This window comes from Parazoarcus communis (assembly GCF_003111645.1).
Taxonomy (GTDB): domain Bacteria; phylum Pseudomonadota; class Gammaproteobacteria; order Burkholderiales; family Rhodocyclaceae; genus Parazoarcus; species Parazoarcus communis_A.
In genome coordinates, this window is the sequence record NZ_CP022187.1 from 3,215,093 (window position 1) to 3,228,835 (window position 13,743).

At 63.4% G+C, this 13,743-nt stretch carries 11 protein-coding genes; 3 read left to right on the plus strand and 8 right to left on the minus strand.

Annotation, left to right across the window (positions count from 1 at the left end):
* Positions 1–287: 287 nt before the first annotated feature.
* The 8 genes from CEW83_RS14575 to CEW83_RS14610 all read right to left on the minus strand — a co-directional run bounded on the left by CEW83_RS14575 (position 288) and on the right by CEW83_RS14610 (position 11,114).
* Positions 288–1,655, minus strand: a complete 1,368-nt coding sequence (locus CEW83_RS14575; RefSeq protein WP_108949988.1) for a sigma-54-dependent transcriptional regulator — start codon at positions 1,653–1,655, stop codon at positions 288–290.
* The gene (locus CEW83_RS14580) at positions 1,652–3,337 is read right to left on the minus strand and encodes a sensor histidine kinase (RefSeq protein ID WP_108949989.1); all 1,686 of its coding nucleotides are present in this window, start codon (positions 3,335–3,337) and stop codon (positions 1,652–1,654) included. The genes CEW83_RS14575 and CEW83_RS14580 overlap by 4 nt, the downstream gene beginning before the upstream one ends.
* Before the next feature lie 4 nt (positions 3,338–3,341).
* Positions 3,342–3,860, minus strand: coding sequence for a retropepsin-like aspartic protease family protein (locus CEW83_RS14585; protein ID WP_108949990.1), 519 nt, complete (start codon positions 3,858–3,860; stop codon positions 3,342–3,344).
* Between the two features lie 20 nt (positions 3,861–3,880).
* On the minus strand, positions 3,881–5,488 hold the full coding sequence (locus CEW83_RS14590) for a peptide chain release factor 3 (protein ID WP_108949991.1): 1,608 nt from the start codon (positions 5,486–5,488) through the stop codon (positions 3,881–3,883).
* A 171-nt stretch (positions 5,489–5,659) separates the two neighbouring features.
* The gene (locus CEW83_RS14595) at positions 5,660–8,263 is read right to left on the minus strand and encodes a DNA topoisomerase III (protein WP_108951434.1); all 2,604 of its coding nucleotides are present in this window, start codon (positions 8,261–8,263) and stop codon (positions 5,660–5,662) included.
* A 114-nt stretch (positions 8,264–8,377) separates the two neighbouring features.
* Entirely contained in the window at positions 8,378–8,845 is a 468-nt protein-coding gene (locus CEW83_RS14600; RefSeq protein WP_108949992.1) for a DUF494 family protein, read from the minus strand.
* Between the two features lie 68 nt (positions 8,846–8,913).
* Positions 8,914–10,032, minus strand: a complete 1,119-nt coding sequence (gene dprA, locus CEW83_RS14605; protein WP_234418843.1) for a DNA-processing protein DprA — start codon at positions 10,030–10,032, stop codon at positions 8,914–8,916.
* Positions 10,033–10,091: 59 nt separating this feature from the next.
* Positions 10,092–11,114: a LysM peptidoglycan-binding domain-containing protein gene (locus tag CEW83_RS14610; protein WP_108949994.1), complete on the minus strand. Its 1,023-nt coding sequence runs from the start codon at positions 11,112–11,114 to the stop codon at positions 10,092–10,094.
* A gap of 165 nt (positions 11,115–11,279) precedes the next feature.
* Here CEW83_RS14610 and def point away from each other — a divergent pair, with 165 nt between their 5' ends.
* Genes def through htpX form a run of 3 tightly spaced genes read left to right on the plus strand, consistent with a single transcriptional unit; the run spans position 11,280 to position 13,670 of the window.
* Complete coding sequence (gene def, locus CEW83_RS14615; RefSeq protein WP_108949995.1) at positions 11,280–11,783, plus strand: peptide deformylase; 504 nt, start codon at positions 11,280–11,282, stop codon at positions 11,781–11,783.
* A gap of 22 nt (positions 11,784–11,805) precedes the next feature.
* Entirely contained in the window at positions 11,806–12,768 is a 963-nt protein-coding gene (fmt, locus tag CEW83_RS14620; RefSeq protein WP_108949996.1) for a methionyl-tRNA formyltransferase, read from the plus strand.
* Positions 12,769–12,827: 59 nt separating this feature from the next.
* Positions 12,828–13,670 carry a zinc metalloprotease HtpX gene (htpX, locus tag CEW83_RS14625; RefSeq protein WP_108949997.1) on the plus strand — a complete coding sequence of 281 codons (843 nt, stop codon included), beginning with the start codon at positions 12,828–12,830 and terminating at the stop codon, positions 13,668–13,670.
* The last annotated feature ends 73 nt before the right edge of the window (positions 13,671–13,743 follow it).

Here is a 13,743-nt window from a genome sequence, read left to right on the forward strand (position 1 = left end):
AAAGTACCAGCAGTGAACATGCTGCCCGGGCTGCAAAACGGCGCCCTGTATGGAACTGGGTCACGACGGTGTCTCCTCTCGATGTCGTTTCGGATGCATGCATCCTTACGACTTTGGTTCAATAACAGCAAAGCCCATGCCAGCCCGGCGATTTGATCGCCAGGGGGCATGGATGCTGGGTTTCAGGGGGTTTTGATCGAGTTGATGCGAACTCGAAGCGCGCATGTGAGCGCTTTATGAGCGGATTCCGCTCGCCGTGCGCGCGTGTCTGAGCGGATTGCGCTCGCTTACAGGCCGAGCCGCTGCAGTCGTCGTTTCAGCGCATGGCGCGAGATGCCGAGAATGTCTGCAGCGCGGCCTTTCTGACCGCCGGCTTCACTGAGCGCCGCTTCCACAAACTGACGCTCGGCTTGTGCCAGCTGGCCGGTGATGGGTCCCACAGACGCCGGTTTTTCCCTTTCCGCAGGTGTGTCCGCGTCCGGACTCGCCGTGCCGACAGTCATCTCCTTTGGCAGGTCGGCAGGCACTATGCTGCGTCCGGGCGTCAGGATGGTGAGCCGCTCGATGGTGTTCTTCAGTTCGCGAACATTGCCCGGCCATGGATAGCGCAGGAAGATCTCCCGCACCTCGTCTGACAGCCGGATCGGTGTGCTGCCTTCCTCGCGCGCATAGCGCTGGCAAAAGTGGGTTGCCAGTTCGATGATGTCGTCGCCCCGATCACGCAGGGGCGGTATCCGGAGCTGGATGACGTTGAGCCGGTAATACAGATCTTCGCGGAACCGGCCCCGGCTCACTTCTTCGGCCAGGTCGCGGTTGGTCGCAGCCACCACCCGCACATCCGTATTCAGTGCCCTTCCGGAGCCAATGGGGCGGTAGCTTCCGTCCTCGAGAAAATGGAGGAACTTCGCCTGCAATGCGAGCGGGAGTTCACCGATCTCGTCGAGGAACAGCGTTCCGTTGCCGGCCAGGGTGACGAGTCCGGTGCGTTTCTGATGTGCTCCCGTGTAGGCACCCTTCTCCGCACCGAACAGCTCGGCCTCGATCAGTTGCTCCGGCAGCGAAGCGCAGTTCACCTCGATGAAGGGACCGTCGGCGCGCTGGCTGCATGCGTGAATGGCGCGTGCAACCAGTGCCTTGCCGGTGCCGGACTCGCCCAGCAACAGCACGCGGGCAGAACTGCTGGTGGCGACGCGGCGCACGATCTGACCGAGCTCGCGCATCGCGGGACTGTCGCCGATGAGTGATCCCGACCCGAGTGCGGCCTCGCGGTGGAAGCTGAGTTCGCTGCGCATGCGCTTCTTGTCGAGCACCGTTTCGATTACGTGGAACAGGTCATCAAGCTCGAAGGGCTTGCTCAGGTAGTCGGCAGCGCCAAGCTTCACCGCCTGAACCGCGGCGCGGGTATCGCCGTGCGCAGAAATCATGATTACCGGCAAATCCGGTTGGCGCTCGCGCAAACGCTCAAGCACCTCCATGCCTGAAAGATCCGGCAGGCGCAGGTCGAGCAGCACGACATCAGGTGCGATCCGGGCTGTGGCCTCCAGTCCTTCGACACCGTTGTGTGCGCTGTGCGGAGTGTATCCCGCTTCCTTCAGCGCAAAACTCAGCGAACGTACCAAGGCGGCTTCGTCGTCGATGATCAGTACTGCACTCAAAGCGTGTCCCCTTGTGTTGGCAGGGTGAGCCTTACCATTGTTCCTTCTCCCAAGGTGCTGAAGAACTCGAGCCGGCCCCCCTGCAATTCGGCAAGCTGCCGCGCAATGCTCAGGCCGAGGCCCGAGCCTTTGGGTTTGGTGGTGAAGAACGGGTCGGCCATTCGGGCGAGAACGGCCTCGTCCACGCCGGTGCCGGTGTCGCGTACTTCGATCGCGGCTTCGGACGGACCGGTGCGTGCGACCTGAAGCCTGACCGAACCGCCCGCCGGTGTTGCCTGAACCGCATTCAGGATCAGGTTGACGAGAATCTGGATCACCTGGTCTTCGTCGGCATGAAAAGTGACATGATCCTGATCTTCGGCCACCTCCAGATCAATGCTGGCCTGAAGGCTCGAAGGGTTCATCAGGGCATACAGACGGGTGAGCAGGGCGCGGGCGGAAACGGCCTGCAAATCGGGCGGGCGCGGACGCCCAAATTCAAGCAGATCGCTCATGACACGGTTCAGGCGGTCGATCTCGCGACCGACGTCCTCCAGGAGCTCGAGGCGCTCGTTGTTCTTTTCGCTTCGGGCCAGCGCCTGTACGGTTGTCTTGATCGTCGCCAGCGGGTTGCGGATCTCGTGTGCGACGCCGGTGGCGAATTCGCCGAGAACCGCGAGGCGTTCGACCCGGACCGTGCGTTCGAACATCTCCTGCAACTTGCTTGCCATGCTGTTGAAGCTGGTCGCAACCAGGCTGATCTCGTCATCGCCCAGCACCCTGATGCGGTAATTCAGGTCCCCCGTCGATACGGCTTCCGCACCTGCAGTGAGGGGTTCGACCCTTCGCCGCAGGCCCTTGGCCAGACGCGCGAACAGCACGATGATGACAAGGAGGGCGGTGATGCTGGCGAAGTAGAGTCCGTGGCGTGCGGTCTTGAAGGGTTTGATCAGCTGGTCGGGATCGACGACCAGCATCGGTTGCCAGCCTGGCAACACCTCGGGGCCCGCAACCATCTGGCGACTGGGGGTGACGGGTTGGCCCACGACGTTGAAGATGCCCGCCGGGGTCTTCAGCACCGGTTGCAGGATGCCGGCAAGTGAGGCGCCGCCGAGCAACTCCGTTACCGATGCGAGGCGCACATGCAAGGCGATGCTGCCCGCATGGTCACCATTGTTGAGGTTACGCAGCGACTGTCGCATCAGGAACCAGCCGGAGGCACCATCTGCCGGTACGACGGGCCCGATTACATCCACACCCGATGCAGGTGTGACCGGCAGGGTGGCCACATCGAAGGCAAGATCGCTCCAGTAGGGGGCGCCTGAAGCGGCCTGGCCAGCGATGATTCTGCTGAGCTGTCCGGATGCACCGAACATCAGGATGCCATAGAGGTCCGGGACATCGGCTTCGATGCGCAGCAAGGCGTCGATTTCGGCATCGAGCCCGGTCAGAGGGGCCTGCGCGAGCAGGGGAAGCGCGGGGTGATTGGACAGGGTTTCGATCTGATAGACGCGAACGTCGAAAAACGAGTTCAGCCGGCTTGCGGTCGATGCCAGCTGAGCCGACAGCCGTTCGCCGGTGATCTGTTCGAGCAGTGCGCTGGCGTAGCGGTCGTAGAGCGCCGATACGAGCACCATCGGCAACACGGCGCCGAGCAGGGACACCAGAAAATACTTCCGGACCAGACTGTTCCGGATCCTCATGCGCTCATTCCGGCGCCCGCAGGATCAGCGTATCCCCGCGCTGCACGAACTCGAGGTGCTTGAGCACGCTCATGCCGAGCAGGATCTGGTCGTCGCGCATTCCCGGGTTGAGATCGCCACGGATCTGGCGGGCCACGAAGGGGCCGAGCGCGAGTTCGTCGATGAGGGTCATGCGCACGGTGACGTTGCCGTTGGCCGTGATCACCTGTGCCGGTGCGCCGGCCTGCAGCCCGAGAACGGGGCCGAGATGGGCGGGGATGGAAACCTGGGTTGCGCCGGTGTCGAGCAGGAAGCTGACCGGCTGGCCGTTGATGGTGCCGGGGGCGACGTAATGCCCCATGCGGTTGCGCTGGAGCACCAGTTCGCGGCTACCCGGCGCAACTTCCAGGTAGCGGTTGGGGTTGAGCCTGCGATCGACCTGATCGGCAAAGAACAGCCACAGTACGCCGAGCAGCGCCAGCGCCGACAGCCACGACATGATGCGACCGAGTCTGCGGGTGCTGTGCTGCCCGGGCGTGTTCATCGCTCAGCGTGCAGACCGGTTCAGGCGAGGACCTGGCCGTGCTCGCGGGTGGCATGGAAGCCGACCTTCGGCCACTTTTCCATGGTCACTGCGAGGTTGTAGCGGCTGGTGGCGAGATAGACCATGTTGCCATCCACATCCTTGCCCAGGCGCAGCGCCTGCTCATACTCGAAATTGCGTCGGGTAAGGTCGTCGGGGAAGGTCAGCCAGCGCGCGGTGTGAATGTCGGCCGACTCGAAAATCGCATCGACCTTGTATTCATCCTTCAGGCGCTGGGCCACCACCTCGAACTGCAGCTGTCCGACGGCGCCGAGCAGCATCTGCCCGCCTTCCTGTTCGAACACCTGGATGGCGCCTTCTTCGCCAAGCTCCTGCAGGCCCTTCTGCAACTGCTTGGACTTGAGCGGATCGCGCAGGCGTGCGGCACGGAACATTTCCGGCGAGAAATACGGAATGCCCTTGAAGCCGAGGATTTCGCCTTCGGTCAGGGTGTCGCCGATCTGCAGCTGGCCGTGGTTGTGAATGCCGATGATGTCGCCGGCCACGCCATCGTCCTTGAGCACGCGCTCGTTGGCCATGAAGGTCAGCGCGTTGGCCAGCTTCATGTCACGCCCTGCCCGTACGTGCTTCACCTTCATGCCCGAGCTGTAGCGCCCGGAGCAGATGCGGAAGAAGGCGATGCGGTCACGGTGCTTCGGGTCCATGTTGGCCTGAATCTTGAACACGAAGCCGGAGAACGGGGCCTCGGCAGGTTCCACCAGGCGCTTGCCGGCGTCGCGCGGCTGCGGTGGCGGAGCCCAGTCGATCAGTGCCTGCAGGATCTCCTGCACGCCGAAGTTGTTGATACCCGAGCCGAAGAACACCGGGCTCTGACGCCCGGCAAGGAACTCGTCGAGCTCGAACGGGGGCGAGGCATCGTTGAGCAGTTCGACGTCATCGCGGACCTGCTTGATTTCCATCGGAAACAGCTCGTCGAGCAGCGGATTGTTGATGTCCTTGATGACTTCGGCATCGCTGCGTTTTTCCTCGCCGGAGGTAAAGCGCAGCACGGCATCGTTGAGCAGGTGATAGACGCCGCGGAAGGCCTTGCCCATGCCGATCGGCCAGCTCACCGGTGCGCACTGGATCTTGAGCACTTCTTCGATCTCGGACAGCAGTTCGAAGGGCTCACGCACCTCGCGGTCCATCTTGTTCACGAAGGTGATGATCGGCGTGTTGCGCAGGCGGCAGACGTCGAGCAGCTTGATGGTCTGTGCTTCCACACCCTTGGCTGCGTCGATCACCATCACTGCGGCATCGACGGCGGTCAGCACGCGATAGGTGTCTTCGGAGAAGTCTTCGTGACCCGGCGTGTCGAGCAGGTTGATCGTGTTGCCCTGGTACTCGAACTGCATCACCGAGCTGGTGACCGAGATGCCACGCTGCTTCTCGACTTCCATCCAGTCTGAGGTGGCATGGCGGGCCGATTTGCGTGCCTTCACCGTGCCGGCGAGCTGAATTGCACCGCCGAACAGCAGCAGCTTTTCGGTCAGCGTGGTCTTGCCGGCGTCGGGGTGGGAAATGATGGCGAAGGTGCGGCGCTTCTGGACATCGCGCAGCAGTTCGGGCGGGAAAGGGGTATCGGCCATGGGAGATCCGCAAAAAACAAAGCCGCCGGCCCGATGGGGCGAGGCGGGAACAGGCACGATTCTAACAAGGAACCGGGCCCGATCGTGGCGATCGGCACCGCCCGGATGAAGCGACAGGGCCTGCAGCGTGGCGGCGTGCTTGCACGCCTGCGGTCACAGGCCCTGTCGTGGTCAGGCGGATTTCTTCGTCACGCGCTTGCGTGGCGCCGGCTTCGCCGCAGCAGCTTCGCCTTCCTCGTCCGTCTTCTTGGCGCTGGTTCTGGTGGCGGCGGTCTTGCCCGCTGCAGTCTTGGCTGCGCCGGCTTTGGGCGTCTTGGCTTCAAACTCGAAACCGACCTTGCCGTCCTTGCCGCGTACCAGGTAAGCCGAGAACTTGCGCCGTGTGCGTGCGGAGACGAAGCCCTTGAGCAATTCGGTCTTGCCCTCGGTCAGCAGCTTGCTCATCTGCTCGCGTTCGATCGGCTGCTGCAGGATGACCTTGCCCGAGCGGAAATCGCAGCTCTTGCCCCGCCCCACGGCTTTCTCGCAGACATAGGCCATGCCATGCTCGAACACGCGCGCCTGACATTTCGGGCAGCTGCCGAGGCTTTCCTGAGCGGAAAAGTCGACCGGTTCGGCTTCCTCGCCTTCCTTGGGCTGACCAAAGTCGAAAGTCGGCTGCTTGTCTTCGTTGAGCACGATGTCGGCGTTGAACAGCCGGCCCATCTTGTTGCGGAACCCGAGCAGCGGGCCGACCTTGCCTTCGCGCAACAAGGTCTCGATCTCGTTGTACTCAAACTGGCGGCCGGCAACGATTTTCCACGTGCTCCAGTCGCAGGACTGGCAGGCGAACTTCTTGTAGTTCTCCTTCACCACCCCACCACATTTCGGGCACGGCGTGCTCAGGGTGACGAAATCGCCCGGTACGGTATCGGACTCGAAGCTCTTTGCGCGATCGACGACTTCGCGCGTCATCTCGGCGATCTCGTTCATGAAGGCTTCGCGCGACAGCTCGCCGCGCTCCATGAGCGAGAGCTTGTGCTCCCAACCGCCGGTCAGTTCCGGCGAGGTCAGCGCGGACACGCCGAGGCCCTTGAGCAGCGTGATCAGCGAGAACGCCTTGGCGCTCGGGATCAGTTCGCGCCCGTCACGATGGATGTACTGCTCGGCGATCAGACCTTCGATGATCTGTGCCCGTGTGGCTGGCGTACCGAGGCCGCGGTCGGCCATGGCGGCGCGCAGCTCTTCGTCGTCGACCATCTTGCCCGCGCCTTCCATCGCCGAGAGCAGCGTCGCTTCGTTGAAGCGTGCCGGCGGCTTGGTCTGCAGCGCCTTGACCAGGAGGTCCTCGGTGGACACCGTCTCGTTCGGCTGCACCGCAACCAGCTGGGCGCCGCCGCCTTCCTTGCTGTCCTTGCCGCCTTCGTCCGACGTGCCTTCCTTGCCATACACGGCAAGCCAGCCTGCGTTCACCAGCACCTTGCCCTCGGTCTTGAAGGCTTCGCCCTCGACCCGGGTGATGCGGGTGGTGATCTGGTATTCGGCGGCGGGGTAGAACACCGCCAGGAAGCGCCGGGTGACCAGGTCGTAAATCTTCTGCTCGGCTTCCGACAGCGACTTCGGCGCCGCGCCAGTGGGAATGATCGCGAAGTGGTCGGAAATCTTGGCGTTGTTGAAGATGCGCTTGTTCGGCTTGACCCAGCCCTTTTTCGCAATCTCGTTGGCGAAGGGAGCGTACTCGATCGGCAGCCCCTTCATCACCTCGGGTACGGTGCCGACATAGTCTTCCGGCAGCGCACGTGCATCGGTACGCGGGTAGGTCAGCACCTTGTGCTTCTCGTACAGTGCCTGGGCGATCTGCAGCGTGACCCGGGCCGAGAAACCGAAGCGCCCGTTGGCCTCGCGCTGCAGACTGGTGAGGTCGAACAGCATCGGTGACATCTGGCTGGAAGGCTTGGCCTCCTCGCTGACCTGTCCCGGCTTGCCTTCGCACTTGGCGCGGATGGCTTCGGCACTTGCCGCATCCCACAGGCGGTGCGCGTTGGCGTGTTCGTCGCCTTCGACTTTCTTGAACTTCTCGTCGAGCCAGCGCCCGGTGTACTCGCCCGCCTTGCAGCCGAACGTGGCTTCAAGTTCCCAGTAGTCGCGCGGCTTGAACTTGCGGATGCGGTCTTCGCGCTCGACGACGATGGCCAGCGTCGGGGTTTGCACCCGGCCGACCGTGGTGAGGTGGAATCCACCGGTCTTGGAGTTGAACGCGGTCATCGCACGCGTGCCGTTGATGCCGATCAGCCAGTCGCTCTCGGCGCGGCAGATCGCGGCATTGCGCAGGCCTTCGACGTCGCGGGCGGCGCGCAGGTTGGCAAAACCGTCGCGGATCGAGGTGGCGGTCATCGATTGCAGCCACAGGCGCTGCATTGGCTTGCCGGTGCCGGCATGCTGGGCGATGAAGTTGAAGATGAGCTCGCCTTCGCGTCCCGCGTCACATGCGTTGATCAGGCCGGTGACGTCCTTGCGCTTGATCAGCCGCGTCAGCAGCTTGAGCCGATCCTCGGTCTTCTCGATCGGCTTGATGGCGAAGTGCGGCGGAATGACAGGAAGATGGGCAAACGTCCACTTGCCGCGCTTGACTTCGTATTCCTCCGGCACGGCGAGTTCAAGAAGATGGCCCACGGCCGACGACAATACGTAGTCATCGGACTCGAAGTAGTCCTTCTCCTTGGTAAAGCCGCCCAGCGCACGGGCGATATCCTGCGCAACGGAGGGTTTTTCCGCGATGATTAGTTGCTTGCTCATGCCGGCTTGGCCGCTGCGGAGCACCCCGATGGGCGTCCGTCCCATAGGTTGTAGAGCGGCGGATGATAAAGAGCCCGCCGGATGACTTGCAAGGGCGCCGAGTCCGCTCCGGACTCAGTGGAAGACTGGCTGATACTCTTCATCGTCGCCCGATAGCAGTTCGTCGATGATGAGACCATCCACAGGTTGTTCCTGTTGCCACAGAACCATCAGCACGATGACCTTGAGCCGGTTCAACGTGATGTTGAAGTCGCCCAGTGCCATCGCACGCTCGACAATCAGCTCGCGCTTGCCGGCATCGAGTACGCCAGCGGCTTCGAGAAAGGCGATGAAGCCACGACATTCGGGGCTGAGCTGGGCGTGTTCTTCTTCGGCATAAATCCGGATCGAACCCGCGCTCGGCGGCGTGCATGGCTGGCTGGTATCGGCGACGCGGCGCAGACCGGCGAGCCAGTCGAGCGCCTCATTGATTTCTTCGTCTTCGAACCCGGCGGCCGAGAGCTTGCGGGCAAGCTGATCGGACGCGGGGCAGGCGTCGGCGTGAATATAGCTTTCGAAGAGGTATACAAGAACGTCGAACATGATGACCTCCCGGAATGAGCTTGACGGTTCAACAGGCCGCACAGCGCGGCACTCGCGAACGTTGGGCACTAGTCCCGAACGGGCGCTCCCTCTTTATGGAGGCGCTGGAACCGGTTGCCTGGCAGGCGAACGAGCACGGCCTCCAGTTCCATGGGCAGCAGGATGGCGTACAGCGCATCGACCGTCAAGCCGCAACGGAGCGCAAGGGTATCGATATCCATGGCCTCGTCACCCAGGGCCGCGAGCAGTTTCGAGGCCTCGGGCGTGAGTGGCAATTGCGGCTGAGAGGGGGTGATCGGGGCCGCCGACGCGGCTTTTCGACGTGGTCGTGCGTGCGCGGGCGGCAGCGTATTCACTCGTCCCCGCAGCTCCTCTAGCACGTCCTCGGCGGTCTCGACCAGTTTTGCCCCTTCCCTTATCAGGCGATGGCAGCCGCGCGCCAGCGGCGAGTGGATCGAGCCGGGAATGGCAAACACTTCACGTCCGATCTCGGTGGCAAGTCTTGCGGTAATCAGAGAGCCGCTGCCGATTGCGGCTTCGACGACCAGCACGCCATGACTCAGTCCGGCAATCAGGCGGTTTCGACGCGGAAAGTTGTGCCGCAAGGGCGGGGTGCCGAGGGCAAACTCGCTGACGATGGCACCGCTGGCAGCGATTTCGCGCGCAAGCGCGGCGTTGCCGGCGGGATAGATGCGATCGGCGCCGGTACCGATCACCGCCACCGTGCTGCCCTCGCCGCTCGAGAGTGCGCCCCGGTGGGCCGCGGCGTCGATACCGAGGGCCAGGCCGCTGATGATGGTGAGCTGTGCCTCGCTCAGGCTGCGGGCAAAGGCTTCCGCGTTTGCCACGCCCTGGGCAGTGGACGAGCGCGCGCCGACAATGGCCAGCCCGGGACGGTTGAGCAGTGCCGGATCGCCCTTCACGTAGAGCAGGATGGGGGGATCGGCGGTGTCGAGGAGTGACTGCGGATAGGCGCTGTCGGCCAGCGTGAGAATGTGATTGCCGGCTTCGGCGGACCACGCCAGTGCGGCATCGACTGCGGTGCGCTCGCACGGGGCCAGGAGCAGATCGGCGCCCTCGCCACCGATCACCGCTGCAATCGAACTGCGGCTGTGCGCGAAGATCCCCGATGGGAGACCGAATGCGGCCAGCAGCTTGCGCTGGCGCTCAGGGCCCAGGCCGGGCACCAGCGCCAGTCTCAGCCAGGCGGCCAGCTCTGCGCTGTCCGCCGTTAGAGCGTTTTCGGTCAGGGTTTGCGAGCGCCGTCAGCGATTGAAACCTGCCCGTCGGAATCCATCACCAGGGCGTAGGAAACACGTTCGAAGGTGCGGAACACGAACACCAGGCCATAGCGTTTCTCGGGAAGCTGATAGGTCTCCTTGACGCCGTCTTCCTTGTACTCGGCAATACCCCGGTTGCGATACAGGGCCAGCACATGACCGCGTTCAATACCGTCACGCTCACCGACGTTGAGGGAGACCACGTTTAGCCTGCCGGTTTCGGCCACGCCGCGGTAAATCGACATGACGCGACCGTCGACAGGATTCTCCGGCGCATGCGGAACAAAGGAGAACACGTTCGGGCGTTCGCTCGGCAGCATCAGGTCGCCGACGCCGATCTCCTCGACGGAATCGACGATCTCGAGAGTGACCGGATCGCTGCGCTCGGAGACGCGCGCGGCACCCAGATAGGCTGCCTCGTAGGCGACGATCTCACCGGTGATGGGATCATTCAGCGGCGTGGCCGGGCGAAAGATCTGCCATACATCCGCATCGTCGCTGACGTTCTTGGCAAAGACGGTGTCACCGGTGCCCGTGAATACGCGATTGGTTTCGGTCGCGATGATCGTGGCCGCGCCCTGCAGACGGGCCTCGTCCACGACGAGGGGCTTGTTCAGGAAGGGCTCGATCACATTCAGCGGAATGCTGGGGAGCTCGTTGCCGAGCGTTTCCTCGTAGATCTGCGGCAGGCGCTTGTCGATGCCCAGGCGCTTGCCGATGCTGAGCCACGGGCCGCTGCGATCGAGGTGCACGATCTGGCCGGGATAGATCAGGTGCGGATTGCGGATCTGGTCGCGGTTCATGCGCCAGACTTCAGGCCAGCGCCACGGCTGCTTGAGGAAGCGTCCGGAGATGCCCCACAGGGTGTCGCCCTTGACCACGGTGTAGGAGTCCGGCGCATCGTCTGCAATCTCTGCGCCCTGGGCGGCCGCAGTGTTGCTGACAAGGGTCGCAATGCAGACGATGAGAGGGAATATAATTCGTATCATTGCTCGCTTCCGGTTGATGCGGGTCGGCACGAGCCGGCCCGGAACGCAAATGGCCGGCGAGCGTCGAAGAAGACATACCCCTATACGACGTCAGGCGCAGCACATGGTCATTCATGTCAAAGCGCTTGAAATTCTGCACTTAAAGGCTTATCGCGGCAAGCATTTATGGCTCTACTACCAATACTCCGTTTCCCCGATCCCCGTCTGCATACGCGCGCGACCGAAGTCGCCGTTGTGGACGATTCCATTCGCCAGTTGGTCAAGGACATGGCTGAAACCATGTACGAGGCACCCGGCATCGGACTGGCGGCAACCCAGGTCGATGTTCACAAGCGCGTCGTGGTGATCGACATCAGCGAGGACCAGACCGGGCTGATGGCATTGATCAATGCGGAAATCATCGAGCGCAGCGGCGAGCAGGTATGTGAAGAGGGCTGCCTTTCTGTACCGGGCGTCTACGAAAAGGTGACCCGCGCGGAGCGCGTCAGGGTGAAGGCGCTCAACGAAAAGGGCGAGCCCTTCGAGCTCGAGGCAGAGGGACTGCTGGCGGTGTGCATCCAGCACGAACTGGATCACCTCGAAGGCAAGGTATTCGTCGAATACCTGTCGCAGCTCAAGCTGGGCCGGATCAAGAGCCGCCTGGCCAAGAAAGCCCGAATCACCGCCTGAGCGCGGACTGCCAGAGAAACCGATGACGACGACCCTCCCCCTGCGCGTGGCCTTCGCAGGCACGCCGGATTTCGCGGCGCGCGCGCTTGAAGCGATTATCGACGCCGGCTTCGACGTGCCGCTCGTCCTCACCCAGCCCGACCGCCCCGCCGGACGCGGCATGAAACTCACGCCCAGCGCGGTCAAGCAGGTTGCGCTGAAGCACGGCATCGACGTCGACCAGCCCGAGCGCCTGCGCACGGCAGAGCAGCGTGCCCGCCTTGCCGAGTGCACGCCGGACGTGCTGGTGGTTGCCGCCTACGGCCTGATCCTGCCGCCCGAGGTGCTGCAGTTGCCGCGTCTGGGTTGTCTCAACATCCACGCCTCTCTGTTGCCGCGCTGGCGCGGCGCGGCGCCGATCCACCGTGCGATCGAGGCGGGTGATGTCGAGACCGGCATCACCATCATGCAGATGGACGAAGGGCTCGATACCGGGCCGATGCTGATGCGGCACGTGTTGCCGATCGCCGCAGACGACACCACCGGCAGTCTGCACGACAAGCTCGCACTGCTCGGCGCCGGCGATATCGTCGAGACGCTGCGTCTCCTGCCCGAGGGCGAGCTCAGGGCACAGCCGCAGCCGCTCGAAGGCGTGACCTACGCCAGCAAGATCGGCCGCACCGACGCGGAGATCGACTGGCAGCGCCCTGCACGCGAGCTCGAACGTGCGGTGCGGGCCTTCAATCCGTTCCCGGGGGCGGTGGGACATCTGCACGAGACCCCGATCAAGGTCTGGTCTGCGCACCTCGTCGACGCGGGTGGCGAGCCGGGGCAGGTGGTGCGGGCGGATGAAGCCGGTGTGGTCATTGCCTGTGGCGAGGCTGCGCTGTGTTTCACCGTCATGCAGCGGCCGGGCAGCAGACGCATGGGTGCAGGGGAATTTCTGCGCGGTTTCGCAGTCAATGCGGGTGACAGGTTTACCGTCGGGAATCCGGCAGCTGCTTGATTTTCCGGTAATTGCCTCCATCTATCGCGCAAACCCAACGTTCTTGAGGAACATGATCAATGTTTGGAAACTGGATGAAAACCTCCATCCTGATGGCCGGTATCGTCGCCCTGTTCGGCGTCGTCGGTGGTGCCATCGGGGGCCAGCAGGGCATGCTGATCGCGCTGCTGCTGGGCGGCGGCATGAATCTGTGGGCCTACTGGTTCTCGGACAAGGCGGTGCTCAAGATGTACAACGCCCGTCAGGTCGATGAGAGCAGCTCGCCCTATCTTTACAACATGGTGCGCGATCTGTCGCAGCGTGCCGGCCTGCCCATGCCCAAGGTCTACATCATCGACGAAGACCAGCCCAACGCCTTTGCCACCGGCCGCAATCCGGAGCACGCCGCGGTGGCGGCCACGTCGGGCATCATGCGCATGCTCTCCGAGCGCGAACTGCGCGGCGTGATGGCGCACGAACTGGCGCACGTGAAGAACCGCGACATCCTGATCTCGACCATCTCTGCCACGGTGGCCGGCGCGATCTCCTCGCTCGCCCAGTTCGGCATGTTCTTCGGCGGATCGCGTGATGGTGAAAACCGTCCGAACCCGATCGTCTCCATCATCGTCATGCTGATGGCGCCGATTGCGGGCATGCTCATCCAGATGGCGATCAGCCGCACCCGCGAGTTCGGTGCCGACCGCGGTGGTGCCGAGATTTCGGGCGATCCCGATGCCCTGGCCAGCGCGCTGACCAAGATCGACGCCTTCGCCCGCGGCATTCCGATGCACGCTGCCGAAGCGCATCCGGAGACTGCACAGATGATGATCATGAATCCGCTGTCCGGCGGCGGTCTGCGTGGGCTGTTCTCCACCCATCCGGCGACCGAGGAACGCGTCGCCAAGTTGCGCGCGATGCGCTGAGCATCTTCCTGGCTGCCCGTGAGGCGGCGTGATACCGGTCGGGGCAGGTGATCCATCTTCGGATCCCTGCCCC

What these genes read in the sequence shown, in the direction of transcription:
- CEW83_RS14580 (WP_108949989.1), bottom strand. Translation starts at nt 3,337, where the DNA reads ATGAGGATCCGGAACAGTCTGGTCCGGAAGTATTTTCTGGTGTCCCTG.
- CEW83_RS14610 (WP_108949994.1), bottom strand. Translation starts at nt 11,114, where the DNA reads ATGATACGAATTATATTCCCTCTCATCGTCTGCATTGCGACCCTTGTC.
- CEW83_RS14585 (WP_108949990.1), bottom strand. Translation starts at nt 3,860, where the DNA reads ATGAACACGCCCGGGCAGCACAGCACCCGCAGACTCGGTCGCATCATG.
- CEW83_RS14590 (WP_108949991.1), bottom strand. Translation starts at nt 5,488, where the DNA reads ATGGCCGATACCCCTTTCCCGCCCGAACTGCTGCGCGATGTCCAGAAG.
- htpX (WP_108949997.1), top strand. Translation starts at nt 12,828, where the DNA reads ATGTTTGGAAACTGGATGAAAACCTCCATCCTGATGGCCGGTATCGTC.
- CEW83_RS14595 (WP_108951434.1), bottom strand. Translation starts at nt 8,263, where the DNA reads ATGAGCAAGCAACTAATCATCGCGGAAAAACCCTCCGTTGCGCAGGAT.
- CEW83_RS14600 (WP_108949992.1), bottom strand. Translation starts at nt 8,845, where the DNA reads ATGTTCGACGTTCTTGTATACCTCTTCGAAAGCTATATTCACGCCGAC.
- fmt (WP_108949996.1), top strand. Translation starts at nt 11,806, where the DNA reads ATGACGACGACCCTCCCCCTGCGCGTGGCCTTCGCAGGCACGCCGGAT.
- def (WP_108949995.1), top strand. Translation starts at nt 11,280, where the DNA reads ATGGCTCTACTACCAATACTCCGTTTCCCCGATCCCCGTCTGCATACG.